Source organism: Calothrix sp. NIES-2100, from assembly GCF_963875285.1.
Lineage (GTDB): Bacteria > Cyanobacteriota > Cyanobacteriia > Cyanobacteriales > Nostocaceae > Aulosira.
Genome location: NZ_CAWNLA010000001.1, coordinates 3,302,509 through 3,324,260, shown reverse-complemented (window position 1 = coordinate 3,324,260; position 21,752 = coordinate 3,302,509). Strand labels below are relative to the sequence as shown.

Here is a 21,752-nt window from a genome sequence, read left to right as displayed (position 1 = left end):
GTTAGATTGAAAAATCTATCATGCTTTTGGCTGTTACTGTGCGTTAATCGCCAGCTTATTGTCAGTTTATTACCACCAAATACAGTAAGATTTTCCGCTAGTGAAGACTCTATCAGAACTATTAGAAAAATCACCTCCTATAGAAGTAGAAGTAATCAAGCCCGCTCCAGCATCAGCACTCATACCTCAGACAGATTCGCCACCGAAAATCTCGAAGCAAGCTACTCGAACTAGTCTCAAGGCTTCCACTATAGATGGAGTGTTTGCCACTATTTTTTCTAATATTACTGGCGGCGTTTTGCTGGTTAACTTCTTACTCCAGTTGGGTGCTACCCCTGTGGAAATTGGCTTGCTATCTTCAATTCCCCTACTGGCGAATTTCTTACAACCACTAGGAGCCTATCTTGCCGATCGCACTTCTAGTCGCCATTGGTATACCATGATCGTGTTTGGCCCTTCCAGACTACTTTGGTTGATTTTAGTAGCGGGTATTACTTGGTTTTGCTGTTCTCATATTGAATCCCACCAATTAGTCATTTGGACGCTAGGAATCATTGTCGTCACTAATATTTTAGGAGGCTTAGGCGGTTGCGCTTGGTTTAGCTGGATGGCTGCTTTGGTTCCTCCTCCCTTGCGCGGGCGTTATTTTGGCTTGCGCAATAGTGCAGGTAGCTTGGCTAATTTCTTGTCTGTACCAGTTCTTGGATATGCTGTCTCGGCTTGGCCTGGTGGTGGCATCCAAGGTTATGGTGTACTGTTATTCTTAGGTGTAATCATCGGCCTAATCAGTTTGGCTTGTCAGTTTTGGATGGTGGATGTAAATCCCCAAGTTTATCGCGCTGGTAAAGCTTCGTCTCCACATGCGGAAAATCCCGACAGCCTCCAACCAAAAATATTCACCATTCTCAAAGACAGCAATTTCTTAAAATTTCTCCTCTACGTTGGTTTGTGGACATTCGCCGTCAACCTCAGCGCCCCGTTTTTTAACTTTTATATGTTGAAAAACTTAGAATTAGACTTGACTACGGTCACGATTTATGCAAGTTTGATTGCTGGGGCAAACTTAGTCATGCTTGTATTCTGGGGTAAGTTAGCCGATCGGGTAGGAAATCGACCAGTATTATTATTAGTTGGCGTTTTAATTGCTGTCACACCCTTATTCTGGCTGGGTGTTGGAAATGACATCATTTCTGTGTGGATATGGCTACCTCTGATACACCTAATTTGGGGTGGTTTTGGTGCAGCACTCGACTTGTGTAACAGTAATATTCAGATGGAAATCGCTCCTTTGGATCGTCCTTCGCAATATTTTGCGATCGCAGCTGCTGTTACTGGTGTTAGTGGTGGTTTAGGCGCAACTGCTGGTGGTTTCTTAGCCCAGCTAGATATTATTGGTGGTTTAAGTGGGCTATTTGCGCTTTCCGCTGCTTTGCGATTAATTGCGCTTTTTCCCTTATTATTTGTCCGAGAACCGCGCAGCAAGCCGATTGCTCATGTGATAGAAAAAATTCTGCCTTTTAAGCCAAAAGCAGAGTTAGTTTCCGCCGAAAAAATGGCAGTTTAATCCATATTTTCGCCAAAAAAGCAGAGGCTAGAAACTCATAATTTAAGCCTGATGTAAATTGCTGTAAATAACACAATCCTTCCCTCCTTGGGAGGGAAGGATTTCTTTTTTTCATGTTGCATGATGCGAAATAGTTACAGAGGGGAAAGTCTCATGGTGGAAACAACCACTGCGTCAGGCAGCGAAACTGAGAATATAAATGAGCAATTCGCAGATAATCCTTTAACAGATCCAAAACACGATCGATTATAGCGGTTTTCGGTTGAGTCCAATACACTCTCTTAGGCACGGCAGTGCCGTGCCCCTACCCGCCACGATATAATTTTGTATTGCATCCAACTGAGAATCGCTATAGAATACGCACCTTTTGCCAGATATCTAGCAGACAGTATTTGCAAAATGAATTTCCCCGGAGGATTTGCGATCGCAATTACCGCTCCTTGGGGCTTTGGCAAATCTACACTGTTAAATTTCTTAGTTCAATACCTTCAGGAAAAGCCAGAGGACGAAAAACCTATTGTTGTTACTTTTAATCCTTGGTTATTCCAAGCTTTTTTTGATGTCAGCGATCGCTTGCTAAATTCTGAAGCAGAACCGGAGGGGATATTTGATTTAGGAATTGACATGAGAGTTGAGCGAATTATTGCTCAACTGTTACGGCGGCTCAATGAACAAGAACAGTTTGAAACATTGAAAAATGCCATGTCAAATAGTAATTCTTTATCAACTCAAAAGATTGTTGATCGTAATCAAGATTTAGTAAATTTAGTGGAGCAGTTCCGCAACTAAGATTCTGAAATTGAGTTTTGTAAACTCCAATGCGGTATGATCTGGCTTATTTATTTTTCCCTAAGTTCATCAACCGATCGCGATCGCACAATCGAATCGTTGTACCGTTAATCTCAATGATGCCATCTTGACTGAGTTTATAAAAGGCGCGGGAGAGGGTTTCGGGAATTGTACCTAATAGTGCAGCAAGTTGTCCTTTAGCTAAATCCAACTCGAAAACATCAGCATTACCACGGCGATCGCTCAAATTTAACAAGTAGTTTGCTAAACGTTCGGGGACTTCCTTAAACGAAAGGGTATCAACCAAATGCGTCAATTTTCGCAAATGGCGGGCAAAAGTTCCTAAAATAGCGATCGCCAAAATTGGGTGTTGCTGCAAAACCATCAAAAATGCGGCGCGAGGTATAAACACTACCTCGGAATTTTCAATCGCAGCGGCTGAGGCTGGAAATTGTCCACCATCAAAAGCCGGAACCTCAGCAAAATGATCTCCCGCACCAAATATATGCAGAATTTGTTCTTTACCACCATTAGCTAGTTTAAAAACCTTAATTCTGCCAGATTTGACGATAAAAAACCCGCTACCAGGATCTCCTTCTAAAAATATTGTTGCACCTCTTTTATAACTCTGTAAGATAGCAATATTCGCTAATGCCTGTAATTGCTCATCTAATACACCTTGAAAAATCGGTGTACTTTGTAAAAATTGTTTAACTTCTAAGACACGTTCAGTTACAGTCATAGTTTGTCAGTAGTCAGTTGTCATTTGTCATTTGTCACTTGTCAACAGTCAACAGTCAACAATTATTTCTCCTCTGCCTTTTATTGTTACCAAACTTTATCTCTACTTTTGACTTAGATCAAGGATTTGCTTTTGGGTTCTCAATAAGCTGGAAGCATCAAGATTAGAGAAGAGAGAAGATTATGTTTTGCAACCAATGTGAACAAACAACTCGCGGCGATGTCTGTCATCAGTGGGGAGCCTGCGGTAAAAGTCCAGAAGTCGATGCTTTACAGGATTTACTAGTCCATTGTTTGCGGGGACTATCGCAAGTGGCTTTGCAAGCAAAATCTCTAGGAATTACGACTCGCGAGACGGATGAGTTTACTTGTGAGATGTTATTTTCTACGCTGACAAACGTCAATTTTGCGGCGGATGATTTTATTAGCTTTGTGAATCGCGCGATCGCATTACGTGAGAGTCTGAAGTTACAAATTCAAGCTACAGGTAATGCTGTTGTTGAGTCTGCAATCGCCAGTTTCCAACCTGCTAGCAGTTCAACACAACAAATTCAGCAAGGTAAAGACTTAGAATTTGAGTTTATCAGTCAATCAGCTAAAAATATAGATATTTTCTCACTCAAGCTCACAGTATTATATGGACTCAAGGGTGTTGCTGCCTATGCATTCCATGCTTGTGAACTCGATCAGCACGATGAAGGTTTATATATATTTTTCCATGAAGTTCTCGCTAATTTAGATGCCCAAGACAAGACTCTGCAAGATTGGCTCGATTTGGCTCTAAAAGTAGGACAGATGAACCTCAAAGCAATGGAACTGTTGGATGCAGGCAATACCATCACCTTTGGCCATCCTACGCCCACAGTTGTACAACTCGGCAACACAACAGGCAAGGCAATTCTTGTCTCAGGGCACGATTTACTCGCTTTGAAAGCTATCCTGGAGCAAACAGCCAAAACTGATATCAAGGTTTATACTCACGGTGAATTGCTACCTGCACATGGTTATCCCAAACTAAAGCAGACTTATCCTCACCTCTATGGACATTACGGCACAGCATGGCAAAACCAAACCCATGATTTTGAACACTTCCCTGGCGCAATTGTCATGACGACGAACTGTCTCGTACCTCCCCATGAATCTTACAAAGACAAAGTATTTACCTTGGGGCCTGTGGGTTATCCTGGATTGCAACATACCAGCATTGGCGATATTTCCGCAATTATTAACAAAGCTTTATCAATGCCCGGATTTGATTCAGAGTGCGATCGCGGTACAGTAACTACAGGCTTTGCTCGTAATGCCGTGTTAGGTGTAGCTGATACTGTAATTAATGCTGTAAAACAAGGTGATATCCGTCACTTCTTCCTAGTTGGTGGTTGTGATGGTGCCAAACCTGGACGTAATTACTACACTGAGTTAGTCGAACAAATTCCCGATGATTGTGTCGTCTTAACTTTAGGCTGTGGCAAATTCCGCTTTTTTGACAAAGATTTAGGTGATATCGGCGGTATTCCTCGCCTCCTCGATATCGGACAGTGTAACGATACTTACTCAGCGATTCAGATTGCTGTCGCCTTAGCAAACGCCTTCGGTTTCAGTGTTAATCAACTGCCACTTTCCTTGGTACTATCTTGGTATGAACAGAAAGCGATCGCAGTTCTCCTCACACTGCTTCACTTAGGTATCCAAAATATTCGTATAGGCCCCACACTCCCGGCTTTCTTCACACCTAATGTTGTCAAGTTGCTAACAGAGAAATTCAATCTCAAACTGATTACCTCACCCGAACAAGATTTAGCCGCATGTCTCGGATAAACCTTGAGTATTGCAGTCTTAATCAGCCGCTATCCTTTGTGAAAATAGCGGCTGACTTAAAAGAGTCAGTTGTCATTGAGCAAGAGGCAAAAGTCAAGAGTTCTTCGTTGTCCCCCTTCCCTTGTCCCCTCTGCCCTTGCTAATCTTCATTCCATGTTTCATTAGCTAACAAGTCAATAATCTTATCCCGTAACAAAAATTCATTTTTTTCTAGTTCTAACTCTAGACAAACCCAATCACGACCAGGAATAAACTTACATAATGCATAAATTGGTTCATTCCGCTTAATTGCTCCTTTCTTGACCAGATAGCGAGCTTCTTCTTTCAGAACTTCTAGGTCATATTTAACAGCAGTTTTCATAATAAGCACTCCCAATAAATTACTATTTGTAACACATTAGTCTAGTTCATTAATTTTGATGACTTCATAGTAAGTCAGTCAGCAATTGAATCTAATTATATTACGAAAAGTCCGATTTCAGGAAGGCTTCCTTAAATCAGACGGCAGTTTCTTTAAGCAGGGGAACCGCGCCCAGGGAATGCCTCAATTTTTTCCCAGAGGAGAAATGATTACCACTGCCAGTAGTTTCATAGCGTTGCCTTATTTAATCACAAACTGTACTTCAAACTTCACTCCTGAAGTCTTGACTACGAACTTATGAAACAGACCATACACCACAACATAAATCAACCACCGTTGGCAATAACTTAAAACCTTGACCAAATCTCATTACGAATTACGCATTACGAATTACGAATTACCTATATCTGTGTACTTGGCAATTCGCCATGCAGTTTGTAAACCCATCTTGCCAGCTTTTGTAAAAATCCAACAACCACGTTGAAATGAATCTTTACTTGCTTCGCATTTAGGTTTAACTCCGATTAATTTTTCTATTTCTTCACTTGTCAGCAACCAATTAGAAGATTGGGCACGTTCTAATACCTCCATGTACCATAATGGATTAGGAGATTGCCAGTTAGCAGTCAATATTTTCTCTAGCTTACTTAAAGATTGCGCTATTTCCCCCAGTACTTCAGCTAGCTGCTTGTTACTATTAACTGATGGCAATACTTCGGGAATTTGTTCTGCTTGCTGATCATCTAAATCATTTGTTGGCAATGCTGGAGAGGTTTTTAAAGAATCAGCTATTCTATTCACTGCTTCTTGAACAGTTTTATTGCTTAAAGTCTGGTGTTCTGACGAATTTTTTAAAGCGGAATTTGAGGAAGTCTGGTGGTGATTAGAGTTATTGTTTAACCGAGATAATAATTCTTTAAAATGTTTAACCTCCTGAGCTTGTTCATTGTTTACCGGATATTTAATTTGAGTTTCTCGCTCAAACTTGGGTTTGAGAATATCTGCTTGTTGTGCTAAATTACGACTTATTTGTGTAGCTAAATTACTTAAGTAAACAGCAGTATTATTTGCACCCCGTCCAGCCATTTGGCGTGCAACTTGCTTTAACAGGTGTACAAAGCGGGAATCAACTAAATCTTGATTTGCAGCTAAAACTTCACCTTCTTGACCATTGGTACAGTTTAAAAGTGCTTGAATTAAGTTTAAGTAAGCTTGTAATCGCTCGTTATCTTGATGATAATTAGCAGTTGGGGATAAAACATGATTTAATTGTCCTACCCAATAATACAAAAACTTTGCTGATTCCACCTCGCCGTCATTCACCATTTGTTGAGCAACTTGCTGCATTACTTGCACAAATTCGGTGTTTACAAGTTTTTCGTGCTGGTGCAAAATATTCCACTCCTCTCCATCGGCACAGGTGAGCAGTGCTTGAATTAAATTTAGATATGCACAGAGGCGTTGTTCGTTCATTTTAGCTAAGCCTCCAAAATATAAGCGATCGCGTCCTGCTAATTTAACAATTAGCAACAAATTTATTGCAACTCTCATATTGCTATACTTTGAAATTAGCAGAAAAATTTGAGGAACTTGTGAGCAATCAACCTAGTAGATTGCTAAGTGATAAAGTATAATTTTTAGCAAATTATTAAGATAATTTTTATCTAAACCTCGTCCATTTTGAAACCTGGAGTAGTGCGGGACCCAAAGCCCGCTACGAAGAGCTCTCTTGCAGATGCTCCCACTACTTTTAAAACTATGGTTCTCAAAATAGATGTGTTTTAGGACTAAAGTCCTGACTACGAATCTATAAAAAATATTGCCTACAATCACTGGGTGATTGGCATTAATACTGTTTCGGTTAAAAATAAGGAGCGAGAATCTTTTATACTGCCATTAATGCTACAGGATAACTCGCTTACCATTACTGACGTAGAATCTGCTGAGAAGCGGCTTTTAGGTATTGCCTACCATACACCTGTGTTAACGTCGAGGACAGTGAATGAACTGACTCAGAGTCAGGTGTTTTTTAAATGCGAAAATTTTCAACGCACAGGGGCATTTAAGTTTAGAGGTGCGTACAATGCATTAACACAGCTATCTGAAGCCCAAAAACAAAAAGGCGTTCTTACCTATTCATCGGGGAATCATGGACAAGCGATCGCACTGGCGGGAAAATTACTCAATATCCCCACAACTATTGTCATGCCCGATGATGCCCCCGCAGTTAAGCAAACAGCTACTCGCGGTTATGGGGCTGAGGTAATTCTCTATAATCGACACAATACTAACCGGGAAGAACTCGCCCAAAGTTTAGCAGGCGATCGCGGCTTGAAACTCATTCCCCCTTACGATCATCCCCATGTAATCGCCGGACAAGGTACAGCAGCTTTAGAACTGATCGAGGAAGTGGGCGAACTCGACTTTTTATTAGTTCCCTGCGGTGGTGGCGGCTTACTTTCCGGTTGTGCGATCGCAACTAAAGCCCTGTTACCAAAATGTCGGGTGATTGGCGTTGAACCACAATTAGCTGATGATGCTACCCGTTCCTTTTACAGCAAAACTCTGCAAACGGTCAATAACCCGAATACGATTGCTGATGGCGCACGTACTCCCAGCTTGGGGAAAATTACTTTTCCCTTAGTACTTAATCACGTTGATGATATGGTCACAGTATCAGAGTCTGCAATTGTCCGCACCATGTTTTTCCTCTGGGAACGCTTGAAAATTGTTGTTGAACCTACAGGAGTACTAGCCGCTGCTGCTTTACTAGAAGATGTGGTGACAGTCCCAGTTGCGAAGATTGGGATTATTATCAGTGGTGGCAATGTCGATTTGACACAAGCGCGTAAATTATTTTCTGTTTGATTTGAGTCTTTGGGGGCTGTGGTAGGTGTGGGAGATGAGGGAAGGGAGACAAACTGCATTGTGAATTGATTGCCTTTTGAGGCTTTTAGCTGCATTAAGGAACTTACAAACAAGGGACTTCCAAATAAAAAAATATTCCAATCATTAACCTACCAAACCCGCAACTCGTAGGGGCGGGGTAACCCATTGGTGTCAACTTAAGTCAAAACGCTTATTCCACAGGCATTTTACCCCACCCCTCAATCCCCTCCCCGCAAGCGGGGAGGGGACGTTTTGGCTTTTAGACAAAACTGGGGTGGGGTAGCGCGGATCTTGATGGTACGTGATTTTGTATCAAATCACATCCTGGCAAGGGTTTCACGTTAAGTTGACACCAATGGGGGTAACCCCGCCCCTACAATTTGGCATAATTTATTTTTTGGAGTTCCCCAATAAATTACCCATATTCCGTAATGCGAACGCGAGAGCGTGTCCGTAAAGCCTGCGGCATAGCTACGCTTAGGGCGCAGCCTCCCGCAGCGAAGGACAAACATCTTGCTCGATGAATGAACACCAGCTTCTTTTACGCTCGCACTACAAATTTATTGGGTATTAAAAAAATTGGATGTCCCTAACCAAGCTTTTAGCCTGAAACTTTGAGCTTGACAACTGACAACTGACTATTGACAACTGACCAATTGAACCTTTCTCTTAGCCATCCGGTCTAATAAATATCAGCCACAAATCGGATGGAGGCAAACACCTCAGGTGCTAGTTGTGCCAATCAGGCTTTCAAAGAATAGACAATTGCCCAGCAAATCCGTCAGCGAATCTGATAGTTATCTGGTACAGCAGTGCTTACAAGGTGACATCCAAAGCTACGGGCTGCTTTATCGTCGCCATCAGCAAAGGGTGCGCTCAATTTTGTATCAATGTGAACCATCCAGCTTAGATGATTTAGTACAGGAGGTATTTTTAAGAGCTTGGAAAGGATTACCCAAGTTTCGGCAAACAGCACAATTTTCTACCTGGCTATACCGCATTGCTTGGAATGTAGCTTGCGATCAGCGACAAGCAGAAGTTCAGCGACGGACTAAATTAAAAGCGCTTACAGAAAAGACTCCTACCCAACAAGAAGCCCCAGATTTGATGGCTCTGCATTATCAAGACTTGGTACAACAGGGGCTGACCAATTTAAGTTTTGACCATCGCACCATACTAGTTTTGCATGACTTGGAGGAATTACCGCAAAAAGAAATAGCAGAAATACTCGATATTCCTCTAGGAACTGTCAAATCTCGTCTATTTCATGCTCGTGCTGCTATGCGTCAATTTCTCCAACAACAAGGAGTGCAATTATGACTCAGTTTCCCCATGATGACCAAGATTTGGTGAATTTTCTCCGTGAACATCGTCCGCCAGTTCCCCCGGCTTCCCCGGATTTGGAACAACAGATTTTACAGCAGATACCAGCTTCAGTAGTTAAACCCCAACGCCATCTTGGGCGACTGTGGTTAGTTTCACCTGTTGTCGCTGCTTCCTTAGTAGCTGCTGTGGTTAGTTACCGTGTCTTAGTACCTCCTAAACCCAGTGCAGCTGAACTAGCGACTTTGGAAAGTTTCATGGAAAGTAATTGGCAAAGTACAAAAAGCGATCGCGCCGATAGTTATATATTGCATTTCACAGAGGTGGATACAGATTAGGGACTTACTCGTAAAAAAATATTCCCGAAGTGATTGTTGACGGTTCACGGTTCACAGTTAACAGTCAACCGTGAACCGTCAACATTCAACGACTTTAACGGAATAATTTATTTTTTGGAGTTCCCTTACTTAATCTTTTGGGGAGATCAGTTTAATTATGCATTTACGTCAGATTTCCATTGTGACGGCTATTTTAATTACCCTTAGTGGTGCTAGCGTTATTGCCCAGGTAAGTAATTCTCAAAAACAATTATCTGCCCAAACCCCGACAAATCCACCGACCCAGCCACGGAAATCGGGATGGCTACAGGATTTGAATTTGACACCACAACAACTAGAGCAAATTAAACAAATTCGCCGTCAATCCCAAGACCAAATCAAGCCGAAACAACAGGCTTTGCGTCAAGCACAGCAGGAATTACATAACTTATTAGCGGGACAGGCTTCTCCAGCAGAGGTGCGCACAAAATACAACCAATTCAAAATCCTCAAGCAGCAGCTTGCTGATGCTCAGTTTGAAAATACTTTGGCGATACGCGAGATTTTGAGTTTAGAGCAACGGCAAAAGTTTGCTGAATATATGTACAAGTCGCAACACAATTCTCCCAATCGTCGTCCAAATATCCCAATTAGGTGAAAAATAGCTTTATGAGCGCGAAGCCGAAATTCTTTGTCATGTCGCTGTTAATTTTACTGGTAGGAGTTACGCCCAGTAATGCAGCATCTCAAAGTGTTGATCCGAAAGTTCTACATCTAATTAACCGTTTGAGTTTTGGGCCTCGCCCTGGAGATGTGCAACGGGTAGAGTCTATTGGTGTAGACCGCTACATTAAAGAGCAACTCTCACCGGATACTATCCCAGAATCAGCCAGCCTCAAAAGTCAATTGGCGCAGATGGAAACTCTCAGCATGAAGCCGATGGAACTGTTGGCTTATGGCTCAGTTGGACAAAAACTCAGTCGAGAAGAAAAAAGAGCTGCCGATCGCAAACTTCAAGCAATTCTACAACAAACAACTCAAGCACGTTTATTACGGGCTACTAACAGTCCTAGACAACTGCAAGAAGTAATGGTGGACTTTTGGTACAACCATTTTAATGTGGATGCAGGTAAGGGACGCGATCGCTATTGGGTGGGAGCCTACGAACAACAAGCAATTAGACCATTAGCTCTGGGTCGCTTTCGTGACCTTTTAGGGGCAACGGCTCACCATCCGGCTATGCTATATTATCTAGACAATTGGCAAAATACTGCTCCTAGTAACCCTAAGGCTCGTCGTAAAACTCAGGGTTTGAATGAGAATTACGCCCGTGAGTTAATGGAATTACATACTCTCGGCGTGGATGGTGGCTATACTCAACAAGATGTCATCGCTCTAGCAAAAATTTTCACTGGTTGGGGAATTACTAGTCTCAAGCAGCCCAATATTAATAGTGACGGATTTTACTTTAATCCAAAACGCCACGATCCTAGCGACAAAGTTTTTCTCGGAACTACTATTAAAGGCGGTGGAGAAGATGAGGGGGAACAAGCTTTAGATATTTTAGCCCGGAGTCCGGCAACTGCTCGTCATATTAGCTACAAATTAGCTCAGTATTTTGTCAGCGATCGCCCACCCACAGCTTTGGTTAATCGTTTAGCACAGCGCTATCTCGCTACTGATGGCAATATTCAAGCTGTCCTCGATACTTTATTCCACAGTTCAGAGTTTTGGAACACAAAAAACTTTAACGCCAAGTTTAAAACACCCTATCAATATGCAATTTCAACAGTGCGGGCGACAGGGATGGAAGTTAAAAATACAAAACCAATAGTCAGTTTCCTACAACAGTCGGGAATGCCGGTTTATGGTTGTCCAACTCCTGATGGCTACAAAAATACAGAAGAAGCATGGTTAAACTCTGATGCTATGACTCGTCGGCTTAACTTTGCCACTGCGATCGCAGGCGGAAGATTACCGCTATCAAGTTTACCAGCACCAATGAACCAAGCTAATAATGTCCCCAAGGCAACTCAGTCAGCAGTGAAAGTAAGACCATCACCCATTGATAGCTTGCAACTCACAAATACATTAGGTAATTCTTTATCTAGCAAAACCCAAAGTGCGATCGCTTCTAGTCCGCCCCAACTCCATGCAGCTTTAATTTTAGGTAGTCCAGAATTTATGCGGCGTTAAGGGGCATGGGGCATTGGGCATCGGGCATCGGGCATGGTGTTAGAGGTGGGGTTAAGGACTAGGGGCTAGGGAAGAAGAATTTTTGTTGCTTAGGTATGGGATTGTCTTGTGAAAAACAGGAAACTTCGACTTCAGAACTCGACAATCCGAGTTAAAAGCATGAAACTTCGACTTCAGAACTCGACAATCCGAGATAAAACCATGAAACTTCCACCTCAGAACTCGACAATCCGAGTTAAAAGCATGAAACTTCCACCTGAGAACTCGACAATCCGAGTAAAAAACAAGAAACTTCCACCTCAGAACTCGACAATCCGAGATAAAACCATGAAACTTCCACCTCAGAACTCAACAATCCGAGATAAAACCATGAAACTTCCACCTCAGAACTCAACAATCCGAGATAAAAGCATAAAACTTAAACCTTTACCAATGACAAATGACAAAGGACAAATGACAGCCATTGCCATTTATCTTTAATTCCACCACCCTACTGAAATTGATATGAAAAGACGCAACTTTCTTCTCCAAGCAGGAATGTTTTCCGCCTCAGCGTTAGTCGCCGTAGGAACTAATGCTTGGATAGCTAGATCTGCTAGCGATAATAGTAATCAGAAACGCTTGATTGTGATTTTTCTGCGTGGTGGAGTTGATGGCTTAAACCTGGTGGTTCCCTACTCAGAAACAGCTTATTACCAAGCAAGACCGACTATTGCCATTCCCCAACCAGGTAAAGAAGGCGGAGTTCTGGATTTAGATGGTCGGTTTGGCTTGCATCCCGCCTTAAGTTCCTTGATGCCCCTGTGGCAAAAAGGTAGTCTAGCATTTATTCATGCTTGCGGTTCTCCCGATCCCACTCGTTCCCATTTTGATGCGCAATATTATATGGAAAACGGTGTTCCTGGGACAAAAAACACTAATGATGGTTGGATGAATCGTTTATTGGCTAGTATTTCCAACAAAACACCTATCCAAGCAGTCAATGTGGGACAGACAATCCCCAGGATTTTGTATGGTCAGATGTCTGTAGCCAGTTTACCACCAGGGAAAAAAGTTAATAATCCGCTGTCGCTTGATCGTCCGCAAGTAGGGGAAGCATTTGACCGACTTTATAGTGGTAATGATACCTTAAGTCAAAGCTATCAAGAAGGAAGGATGGCACGGCAAGCGATCGCCAAAGACTTGGAAGATGAAATGAAGATGGCAAATAATGGTGCGCCATTACCGGATGGTTTTGCTAGAGATGCCCAAAGGCTAGCTCGATTGATGGTCAAAGACCCTAAAGTTGAATTAGGGTTTATGGCTTTGGGTGGTTGGGATAGCCACGTTAATCAAGGTGGTAGTAAAGGCCCATTAGCCCAGAGGTTAAAAAAATTAGCAGAGGGTTTGGCTGTGATGGCACAAACTTTAGGGCCAATTTATCAAAACACAGCAATTGTCGTCATGTCTGAGTTTGGCCGCACAGTACAAGAAAATGGTAGTCATGGTACAGACCACGGACATGGAAATGTCATGTGGGTATTGGGTGGAAAAGTGCGCGGTGGTAAGGTTTATGGAGAATGGCCGGGATTATCTCCCGATCAACTTTACCAAAAGCGAGACTTAGCGATCGCTACCGATTTTCGTGATGTAATTTCTGCCGTGTTGAAAGATCATATGCAGCTTAATCCAGCCACACTCAACCAGGTTTTGCCCAGCTATACCCCAACACAGAAAATATCGTTAATTAATTCGTGATTTGTCATTAGTCATTAGTCATTAGTCAGTTGTCAGTTGTCAGTTGTCAGTTGTCAGTTGTCAGTTGTCAGTTGTCATTAGTCCTCCTTGTCCCCCCATTCCCCATTCCCCATTCCCCATTCCCCATTCCCCATTCCTCATTACCCATTCCCCATTCCCCCTTCCCCATTCCCCATTCCCCATTCCCCATTCCCCACCCACAGTGTTTTGCTAAAATTAGTTACATAATTTAACATTAACTTAGCAAATTGCGCCCATACTTGAGCATGACTCCTATGCAGACTGCGATCAAATCCAATCAACAAGAAGATACGCGATTGTTTTCTAACCTGGAATTTGATGGTAAGCGGCTAAGTCATCAACCAGGTAGTGTGCTAGGAAGCACAGCATTAATCGCGGGAACCACTGTAGGTGCAGGCATTCTGGCGCTACCTGCGGTAACTTTGCCATCTGGGGTTGTACCATCCACAGTGCTTTTAATTGCGGTCTGGTTATACACTTTAGTTTCAGGTTTATTGATTGCAGAAGCCAGCGTAAATACTATGCGTCTAGCAGGGCGTGCGAGTGTGGGGATGTTGGCAATGATTGAGAACACCCTCGGCTTTATGGGTGTACGAATTGCTGGTGGTACTTACCTGTTATTACACTATGCCTTGCTAGTAGCATACACTACCCAAGGTGGAGAGATTTTAGGATCTGCGATCGCCAAAGTATTAGGTGTGCAAAATACTGTCCCTGCATGGGTGGGGACAACTGTGTTCACACTCTTATTTGGTGGGATTATGTATTTTGGGCGAGACAAGTTTGTCGAAAAACTCAATAGCGTTTTTGTCGCCATTGTCTTGGCTTCATTTCTGGGACTCTTGTTACTCGCTGGAGGACAGGTTAAGACTACACAATTTTTATTTCAAAATTGGAGTGCTGTGGGCAGTGCTGTATCGGTGATGTCTGTAGCCTTGTTTTATCATAATATTGTGCCAGTGGTGGTGACTCAACTAGAAGGCGACACCCACAAAATCCGTCAATCCCTGTTTATTGGTTCTGTGATTCCCCTGATCATGTTCCTCGCGTGGAATGCAGTGATTTTGGGCAGTGTCAGTCCGGAAATCATGCAGAATACTGGTAATGGTAGGATATTTGATCCTTTGCAACTTCTGCGATCAGGTGGTGCGGGAGAATGGTTAGGAGTGCTAGTTTCGATTTTCTCAGAGTTTGCGATCGCTACATCATTCATTGGGTTTGTCTATGGATTGTTAGACTTCTTCCAAGAAATTTTCTTAGCTACCAAAGTGGAATTTTCTAGTCGCTTACCACTTTATTCAATGATTCTTTTACCTCCTATGAGTTTCGGGGTAATCAACCCCAAAATTTTCTTTACTGCCCTAGATTATGTTGGCACATTTAATATCTCAGTTTTAGGAGGAATAATTCCCGCCTTGATGATTTGGAAGCAACGCAAAGGACAGGAAAATTCAAATAAAATTTATCAACAACTTGTTCCCGGTGGACAAGTAACGCTGACAGTGATAATTTGCCTTGCATTAGCCATCATCGGCAAACAAATTTGGTCAACAATAATTCGTAATTCGTAATACTTCCCTGCGGGACGCTACGCGAACGACTTCGCTCAGTACAAGTTCGTAATTAAACCAATGACAAATGAAAAATGAAAACTAACAACCGACAACCGACACGCGCAGCGCCAGAAATCATGGATAATCGCTTACTTAAAATCAGCAAATACCTCAGCAAACATCTCCGCCACCAACCAGATAGTATTGGTATTAAACTCGCTGCTGGTGGCTGGGTAAATGTGCAAGAACTAATAGCAGCCTGTGCAAATCATCAATTTCCCATCACTCTGGAGGAATTGCAAGAAGTAGTAGCCACTAATGATAAAAAACGCTTTTCCTTTGACTCTACAGGTACTCTCATTCGGGCTAATCAAGGACATAGTGTAGAAGTCGATTTGCAGTTCCAACCAGTTATTCCCCCAAATGTGTTATATCACGGTACAGGACAAAAATCTGTTGAGTCAATTATGCAAACAGGAATTGCTAAAATGTCACGGCATCATGTTCATTTATCACTGGATATTGCTACAGCAAAAGCTGTCGGTGCTAGACATGGAAAACCCGTAGTTTTGGCTGTGGATGCTGCCGCAATGTATCAAGCAGGTTACCAATTCTACTGTTCAGATAATGGTGTTTGGTTAGTTGATAATGTACCGCCTAAATATCTGCAAAAAATTTGACTCGCATTTTTAGACACCGAGAAAGCTTAGATTGAAAAAAAAGTAATGAGAGATACAGGCTATGGGTTTAAAAATGAAGTAGAGGGTATTCAATCTCTAATTATTGATAGCCTGTCTGCGCATCAAAAGTTTTCTGAAAGCGAAACTCTTCACCTGGATTTATCACCAAATATTTTCCAACTTAGGCTTTCTTTTTGTCCAGAGATCATATGCTATTGTTCACAGTCAACAATCAACAATCAACAGTCAACGACTTTTTGGAGTTCCCTTGGGTTTGAGCCTAATTGCCAATAGTTTCATAAATTTTTCAGCAGTAGTTTGTTTAGTCCCTTAGCAGTCATAGGTGTAGACAATTTTATCCGTAGTTATACTGTTTTATTTTAGCTACAAAATTTCATAGCATATACATACAATGTACTCAGGATAGAAATATGTCAGACTTGTCGGTTCATTGCCAAAATTTAAAAGAACAAGTTGAGTATATATTACATCTTTTACAGCAAGAACCTACATTTCGTTCCTATGACATTACACCTGTACAAACTTCGTTAGCTAAAGCGATTTCTCCCAGATTTGAAATTGTCTTTGCAGGTGCCTTTAGTGCTGGTAAATCAATGTTAATTAATGCCCTCTTAGAAAGAGAATTGCTATACAGCGCTGAGGGACATGCTACTGGTACAGAGTGCAAAATTGAATATGCAGAACCAGATCAAGAACGTGTAGTATTTACATTTTTAAATGAAGCAGAAATTCGCGATCAAGCTTTGTCTTTATGTAAACAGCTAGGATTTAACACAGTAGCAAATATCAATCAAGCTGATGTAATTAACTTACTTAATCAAGGTTGTAAAGCTATTCTTCAGCAAGAGGGTGGGGAAAGTAAATCGGAACGTGCAAAACAAGCCAAAGCTTTAATGTTATTGCTGGAAGGCTATGTAGTAAATCGTCAACATATCCACACAGTTAATAATGCTACTTATTCGATGGCACAATTTAATTTTGCCAATATCAAAGAAGCTGCTAATTATGCGCGTCGTGGTAGTAATAGCGCTGTTTTAAAACGGATTGAATATTACTGCAACCATTCTCTTTTACAAGATGGTAATGTGATTATCGATACGCCAGGGATTGATGCACCAGTAAAGAAGGATGCACTGTTAGCTTATGAAAAAATTCAAGATCCTGATACTTCCGCAGTGGTGTGCGTGCTAAAACCTGCTTCAGCAGGTGATATGACAAAGGAAGAAACAGAACTTTTAGAAACCATGCGGGGTAATGGAGGAATCCGCGATCGCGTTTTTTATGTCTTTAACCGCATTGATGAAACTTGGTATAATACTCAACTAAGACAAAGATTAGAAGATTTAATTAGCGGGCAGTTTCGCGATACCAGCAGAGTTTATAAAACCAGTGGTTTGCTAGGATTTTACGGCAGTCAAATTAAGCAGACAAGTCAGAAAGATAGATTTGGCTTAGATTCTCTTTTTGCTGCTAGTATCAAAACTTTAGATGGTGGTGAGGAAACGCCACAATTTGTCAATGAATTTAATCGCTACTGTGCTAACTCTGGTAAATTATCAGGTAGTAAGTTCCGCATTTCTGTGAATAGCTTTGAAACCCCCAATGAAAACTATATCAGAATTTTAACAGAACAGGGTACACCATTAATTTTACAACTAATTCAAGATAGTGGCATTGAAGAATTTAGAAATGCTATTACTCGCTATCTTACCCAAGAAAAACGCCCTCAACTTTTTCTCAATCTGGCTGAGGATTTACAAGATATTTGTATTCAATTGAAAAAACATTATCAAACTGTATATCGTGATTTAGATAGTCAACCGCAAGAAATTGCGACGATGAAGGTGCAGGAATTACAACGGATCAATCAGCAATTACAGCAAGTTGCTAAAGACTTTATTGGGCATATTACAGAAGAAGTCAATCTAGTAATTAATAATACCTGCGATGAATTTGAGGCAGATTTTCGGCAATTGCAATCACGGATGATTCGTCGATTGGATGAATTGCTAGATACTTTTTCGGTTGCTGATGCTTATCGACGTGCAACTCTCAGTCATCCTCGCAATGCAACTGCACCTTTAATCGCCATTTTAGTAGAAGCATTTTATTATCTAGCAAATCAGTTAGAAGATATTTTGATTCTGTCTTCCCAGCAGTTAATTGCCAATCTTTTTCAGCAGCTAATGGAAAAGATGCGGAAATCAGAATATTATCGCCAATTGTATAGTTTATTAGGTCATGATGCCGGCATTGAACAAGAAGTAAAGATTGTCGAAAAGATGGTTTCCCAAGCCTTGATCAGTGCAGCTAGTGTAGAGTGCGATCGCTTTGTGAGAGAAAGCCCCAGATTTTACGATGAAGGCACTTTTTCTATATATCACTTCCGGCAAACATTGCAGCAAACTTCTCAAGGTTATGACTGCGAAAGTATGATAGAAGCCGAACCTGCAATTAGGCAGTTATTGAAATTAGATTTTGAGCCAAAAGTTTCCAAAACTATTCGCAAGTCTTTCCGCCAAACCATCAATCAAATAGTCAAAAATCAGTTATTGGAAATGGCTGATAAGCAAGCAGATTATATCTTGCAGCAGTATCCCCAAGCACGTACTTATTTAGAAAAAACCTTGGAACAAGAAGCCGAGAAAAAAATTCTCAACAATCACCGTTTACTGCAACTAGTTAAACAGAAAATTGCTGCATATAATTTAGCAGCTTCTAGCATTAATAATGGTTTGCAACTGATGCAAGTAAATGAGCATTTATTACCCTTAATTAATGATCTAGATTCGGAAATAGAAAATAGTGACAGTAGAATTTCTCGTAACGGATTTCTGATTTCCGATGGATTATTAGATGTTGTGGCGGAAACTTAATCTTTCAGAAAAAATATGGCTCAAAAGTCCTACATATCTGTACAAATAAATAGAATGGCATAGGAAGTGGAAAAGGGCTTTTAACCTTTTCCACTTCCTGTAGTTAATCACTTATTGAAGCAACAAATCTTGATAAGAGACTTGATTGTTCATGTGTTAGAGTTTATATGAAGGTTGACTCAATAAGAGATAACATTTTATCTCTCAAAGAGTCTAGTTTAAACTATCATGACGTTGCATAACAGGCGTAGTTCCGACGTATACAGGCCCATCCTCATCTGGCGATCCAACGTATATAGGCCAAGGGCCACCAGGCGATCCAAGTGGTACACCAAACGGATAGTTCTTCCCACCGACAACTTCCTTAAGTTCGCTGTCGTCGAGTTCATTTAACAGTGTAGATGCTGGCTCTAGATCGCTGATTTTGATGCTTTTTTGCGGTTTCATAGTTAGTTCTTGAATGTTTACGTCAGGAATACTTTTGATTCCCTGATGTAGCTTCAAATTTGAAAATGCTGTTTCCGGAAAACCGGATAATTTTATACTGAGAGTACATTCAGTTTCCACTGTTTTACTGCTATAAATGGCGTAAAATTCACCTCAGAAATGAGTATTTGACGCGGATAAAAGCGCCAAAAATCAATTTCTTCTCAGATATAGCGGTTCTCAGTTGGATGCACTACAAAGTTATATCGTTGCGGGTAGGGCCCTCAAGAGTGTATTGAACTCAACCGAAAACCGCTATATTATCGAGGCGAATCGAACATCACCGCTGAAAATTTTCAAGCCGGCAATGTATAGTATTGCGCGATCGCAGCTTTAATTGCATCGCGACTTTCACTAGCTGATTTACCATCACTATTTTCTATTTCTGCAACTTTATCTGCTAAGGATTCATCTTTAATCGCCTCTCTCAACCAACGGGAATAATCTCCGCGTTGTAGGTGAAATAACCAAGTTTCGTCATCAACACCTTCAGCAATTTGGGTGAATAAAATGAGGTTTTGCGCACGCAGATTTAATTGAGAATGAGGTCGCCGGAAGTAAAAGCTTTTATCTTCCCCTAACTCGCCTTCTGCATACTTGCGGACGTGACGACGGCGTTCAGTTCGTCCGGGAGTAATCCGAAAGCGGAATGGTTCTAAATCTTCAGTGCTAAACCAAGCTAATGCTTCCCCTGGTTCTAAAGTTTGGGGAGTCAATTGTGGTGGACAATGACCAATAGTTTCACAGAATGCTTTGATATTCCCTTCTGGTGAGTTACCGACGGTGAGAATAGTATCTACCAATGATAAGCCTGCTGATGCCACTTGATCGGGATGGACTGTAATTAAAATCATCCCCTTGAGTTGTTGGGGTAGGGTGAGAGAAGCTGGATTCCAAGATGCAGGGATGAGATGATGAGCTTCATCTACAACTATCCAATGGGGACGACCAGTACGCGATCGCAATTCTAACAACACTGCTAGAAGTTCCGCAAAAAACACCGGACGATCCTGTAAAGCGATACCCAGCAAGTTAACTACAATATTTTGATTCGGTTGTTCTAATAAATCTCTGACTTCTGCGATTCTCGGCGATCGTTCAGTATCGCCTAAAATGACTCCAGGCTCAAAGTTTTCATAGTCACCCTCTGGATCGATAATACAAAATTGGTAGTTTTGCTCGGCAATCCGTTCTAACAAAGCTGTGGCTAGGGTGGATTTTCCCCCTCCAGAGGTGCCAGCTAGTAAGATACTAGAACCATAGGCTTTAATATGAACTTCTGAATCGTCTGCTTTTGTACCCAACAAAATTTTGTGTCGTTGTAAGTGTTCATCCACCTCGGACACATCATCAGCAATCATTTTGTCAATTAATTCAACGACACCATCTCCCCGCTTACCGTCGGTAACAAAATCTACCTGTTCTTTCAGCGTCGGTAAAGCATTAGCTACAGCTACAGATAACTCGCTTAATTTGAGAAAAGCGTGGTCATTTTCCGCATCACCCACCCCAACAACATTGTGTGGTGATAACTTCATTTCATTCAAAGCTGCTAACAATCCTGCGGCTTTGTTGATACCAGAAGGTAGCACCATCACTGCACCTTTGTTAAAAATGACCTGCAATTCTAAGCCTAAATCGCGGATTGTTTGCAGCACAGTGGTTTCCTGGGGATGCCAAGTAGCAACAATGACTTTACCAACAGATAAAGGCTCGACATGGCGATCGCGCAATGCTTGAATAAACTCTCTTTGTGGTTGTGAACCTAATAACTTCTCCTGGCGAGAAGCTGGTGAATAAAGTAACGCACCATTTTCTGCTACCACATAATCAAATAAATCAAGGCGTTGAAAAACTTGCTGCAAATCATCTAATTGCCTACCTGTCACCAATATTAGCTTTCTACCGGAAGCCCGCAGACGTTCCAAGGCTGCTAAAGTCTGATCGTTGACTTGACCATCTGTGGCGATAGTGCCATCGTAATCAGTAGCTAATACAAAGTAACGCATGGGGTAAGTAGAAAACTGGCGATTTGGTTCATTTATTAGGATGACTCCCCCTAGCAGCTTTTTTTATCCAACTGGAGAGGTAAAAGTTATCCATGCGAGAATGAGAGCGATCGCTTTGGTTTCTTCGTCAGCACTTCATTGCTTCACAGTCCTGACGAAGAATTTATCCAATTTGCAAATCTGAATAATCATCTTTAACAAACATAACGCCCTGCAAATCCTGCTATGAGCAATCATTCTAGTCACACTTTTGTCATAATTTTGCAATAGCTCTGTCAATACTATGTGTCATAGTTTAGCCGATGTATATTTATTGATAACAAATATTGAAATAATTTAGTTTTTACTGACATTCATGGTAAGCTTATTTT

At 41.5% G+C, this 21,752-nt stretch carries 18 protein-coding genes; 13 read left to right on the top strand and 5 right to left on the bottom strand.

The genetic code is table 11. The features are described from left to right. Positions 1-100: 100 nt before the first annotated feature. Both AACU32_RS13925 and AACU32_RS13920 read left to right on the top strand, forming a co-directional pair. Complete coding sequence (locus AACU32_RS13925; protein ID WP_096600358.1) at positions 101-1,564, top strand: MFS transporter; 1,464 nt, start codon at positions 101-103, stop codon at positions 1,562-1,564. A 324-nt stretch (positions 1,565-1,888) separates the two neighbouring features. Then, on the top strand, positions 1,889-2,353 hold the full coding sequence (locus tag AACU32_RS13920) for a P-loop NTPase fold protein (protein WP_339377874.1): 465 nt from the start codon (positions 1,889-1,891) through the stop codon (positions 2,351-2,353). Positions 2,354-2,399: 46 nt separating this feature from the next. Here the strand turns inward: AACU32_RS13920 and AACU32_RS13915 are convergent, their stop codons facing one another. Continuing rightward, positions 2,400-3,095 (bottom strand): Crp/Fnr family transcriptional regulator, encoded by a 696-nt coding sequence (locus AACU32_RS13915; protein ID WP_096600354.1) that lies wholly within the window; start codon positions 3,093-3,095, stop codon positions 2,400-2,402. A 182-nt stretch (positions 3,096-3,277) separates the two neighbouring features. Between AACU32_RS13915 and hcp the strand changes: the two genes are divergently transcribed. Continuing rightward, complete coding sequence (hcp, locus tag AACU32_RS13910; RefSeq protein ID WP_096600352.1) at positions 3,278-4,912, top strand: hydroxylamine reductase; 1,635 nt, start codon at positions 3,278-3,280, stop codon at positions 4,910-4,912. A 139-nt stretch (positions 4,913-5,051) separates the two neighbouring features. On the opposite strand, the gene AACU32_RS13905 is transcribed toward hcp, so the two are convergent. Next, positions 5,052-5,273: a DUF4327 family protein gene (locus tag AACU32_RS13905; protein ID WP_096600350.1), complete on the bottom strand. Its 222-nt coding sequence runs from the start codon at positions 5,271-5,273 to the stop codon at positions 5,052-5,054. Positions 5,274-5,663: 390 nt separating this feature from the next. After that, complete coding sequence (locus AACU32_RS13900; RefSeq protein WP_339377873.1) at positions 5,664-6,824, bottom strand: hypothetical protein; 1,161 nt, start codon at positions 6,822-6,824, stop codon at positions 5,664-5,666. 348 nt (positions 6,825-7,172) lie between these two features. Between AACU32_RS13900 and AACU32_RS13895 the strand changes: the two genes are divergently transcribed. From AACU32_RS13895 to AACU32_RS13850, 10 genes are all read left to right on the top strand, one after another. After that, the gene (locus AACU32_RS13895) at positions 7,173-8,141 is read left to right on the top strand and encodes a threo-3-hydroxy-L-aspartate ammonia-lyase (RefSeq protein ID WP_096608000.1); all 969 of its coding nucleotides are present in this window, start codon (positions 7,173-7,175) and stop codon (positions 8,139-8,141) included. 786 nt (positions 8,142-8,927) lie between these two features. Then, the gene (locus tag AACU32_RS13890) at positions 8,928-9,482 is read left to right on the top strand and encodes a sigma-70 family RNA polymerase sigma factor (RefSeq protein ID WP_339377872.1); all 555 of its coding nucleotides are present in this window, start codon (positions 8,928-8,930) and stop codon (positions 9,480-9,482) included. Further along, positions 9,479-9,823, top strand: a complete 345-nt coding sequence (locus AACU32_RS13885) for a hypothetical protein (RefSeq protein ID WP_096600346.1) — start codon at positions 9,479-9,481, stop codon at positions 9,821-9,823. Before AACU32_RS13890 ends, AACU32_RS13885 begins: the two co-directional genes overlap by 4 nt. A gap of 157 nt (positions 9,824-9,980) precedes the next feature. Next, positions 9,981-10,460 carry a Spy/CpxP family protein refolding chaperone gene (locus AACU32_RS13880; RefSeq protein ID WP_096600344.1) on the top strand — a complete coding sequence of 160 codons (480 nt, stop codon included), beginning with the start codon at positions 9,981-9,983 and terminating at the stop codon, positions 10,458-10,460. Between the two features lie 11 nt (positions 10,461-10,471). After that, positions 10,472-11,998 (top strand): DUF1800 domain-containing protein, encoded by a 1,527-nt coding sequence (locus AACU32_RS13875; RefSeq protein WP_096600342.1) that lies wholly within the window; start codon positions 10,472-10,474, stop codon positions 11,996-11,998. Between the two features lie 159 nt (positions 11,999-12,157). After that, entirely contained in the window at positions 12,158-12,478 is a 321-nt protein-coding gene (locus tag AACU32_RS13870) for a hypothetical protein (RefSeq protein ID WP_096600340.1), read from the top strand. Positions 12,479-12,502: 24 nt separating this feature from the next. Continuing rightward, a complete protein-coding gene (locus AACU32_RS13865; protein ID WP_096600338.1) occupies positions 12,503-13,735 on the top strand; it encodes a DUF1501 domain-containing protein in 1,233 nt (410 codons plus the stop codon). A 266-nt stretch (positions 13,736-14,001) separates the two neighbouring features. Then, positions 14,002-15,327, top strand: coding sequence for an aromatic amino acid transport family protein (locus tag AACU32_RS13860; protein WP_096600336.1), 1,326 nt, complete (start codon positions 14,002-14,004; stop codon positions 15,325-15,327). Between the two features lie 74 nt (positions 15,328-15,401). After that, on the top strand, positions 15,402-15,989 hold the full coding sequence (locus AACU32_RS13855) for an RNA 2'-phosphotransferase (protein ID WP_445223177.1): 588 nt from the start codon (positions 15,402-15,404) through the stop codon (positions 15,987-15,989). 431 nt (positions 15,990-16,420) lie between these two features. Continuing rightward, a complete protein-coding gene (locus AACU32_RS13850; RefSeq protein ID WP_096600334.1) occupies positions 16,421-18,886 on the top strand; it encodes a dynamin-like GTPase family protein in 2,466 nt (821 codons plus the stop codon). A 213-nt stretch (positions 18,887-19,099) separates the two neighbouring features. Here the strand turns inward: AACU32_RS13850 and AACU32_RS13845 are convergent, their stop codons facing one another. Further along, the gene (locus AACU32_RS13845) at positions 19,100-19,333 is read right to left on the bottom strand and encodes a hypothetical protein (protein ID WP_339377870.1); all 234 of its coding nucleotides are present in this window, start codon (positions 19,331-19,333) and stop codon (positions 19,100-19,102) included. Positions 19,334-19,668: 335 nt separating this feature from the next. Then, positions 19,669-21,381 (bottom strand): HAD family hydrolase, encoded by a 1,713-nt coding sequence (locus tag AACU32_RS13840; RefSeq protein ID WP_096600330.1) that lies wholly within the window; start codon positions 21,379-21,381, stop codon positions 19,669-19,671. Positions 21,382-21,752 lie beyond the last annotated feature (371 nt).

What these genes read in the sequence shown, in the direction of transcription:
- AACU32_RS13915 (WP_096600354.1), bottom strand. Translation starts at nt 3,095, where the DNA reads ATGACTGTAACTGAACGTGTCTTAGAAGTTAAACAATTTTTACAAAGT.
- hcp (WP_096600352.1), top strand. Translation starts at nt 3,278, where the DNA reads ATGTTTTGCAACCAATGTGAACAAACAACTCGCGGCGATGTCTGTCAT.
- AACU32_RS13905 (WP_096600350.1), bottom strand. Translation starts at nt 5,273, where the DNA reads ATGAAAACTGCTGTTAAATATGACCTAGAAGTTCTGAAAGAAGAAGCT.
- AACU32_RS13900 (WP_339377873.1), bottom strand. Translation starts at nt 6,824, where the DNA reads ATGAGAGTTGCAATAAATTTGTTGCTAATTGTTAAATTAGCAGGACGC.
- AACU32_RS13895 (WP_096608000.1), top strand. Translation starts at nt 7,173, where the DNA reads ATGCTACAGGATAACTCGCTTACCATTACTGACGTAGAATCTGCTGAG.
- AACU32_RS13885 (WP_096600346.1), top strand. Translation starts at nt 9,479, where the DNA reads ATGACTCAGTTTCCCCATGATGACCAAGATTTGGTGAATTTTCTCCGT.
- AACU32_RS13880 (WP_096600344.1), top strand. Translation starts at nt 9,981, where the DNA reads ATGCATTTACGTCAGATTTCCATTGTGACGGCTATTTTAATTACCCTT.
- AACU32_RS13875 (WP_096600342.1), top strand. Translation starts at nt 10,472, where the DNA reads ATGAGCGCGAAGCCGAAATTCTTTGTCATGTCGCTGTTAATTTTACTG.
- AACU32_RS13870 (WP_096600340.1), top strand. Translation starts at nt 12,158, where the DNA reads ATGAAACTTCGACTTCAGAACTCGACAATCCGAGATAAAACCATGAAA.
- AACU32_RS13865 (WP_096600338.1), top strand. Translation starts at nt 12,503, where the DNA reads ATGAAAAGACGCAACTTTCTTCTCCAAGCAGGAATGTTTTCCGCCTCA.
- AACU32_RS13860 (WP_096600336.1), top strand. Translation starts at nt 14,002, where the DNA reads ATGACTCCTATGCAGACTGCGATCAAATCCAATCAACAAGAAGATACG.
- AACU32_RS13855 (WP_445223177.1), top strand. Translation starts at nt 15,402, where the DNA reads ATGAAAACTAACAACCGACAACCGACACGCGCAGCGCCAGAAATCATG.
- AACU32_RS13850 (WP_096600334.1), top strand. Translation starts at nt 16,421, where the DNA reads ATGTCAGACTTGTCGGTTCATTGCCAAAATTTAAAAGAACAAGTTGAG.
- AACU32_RS13845 (WP_339377870.1), bottom strand. Translation starts at nt 19,333, where the DNA reads ATGAAACCGCAAAAAAGCATCAAAATCAGCGATCTAGAGCCAGCATCT.
- AACU32_RS13840 (WP_096600330.1), bottom strand. Translation starts at nt 21,381, where the DNA reads ATGCGTTACTTTGTATTAGCTACTGATTACGATGGCACTATCGCCACA.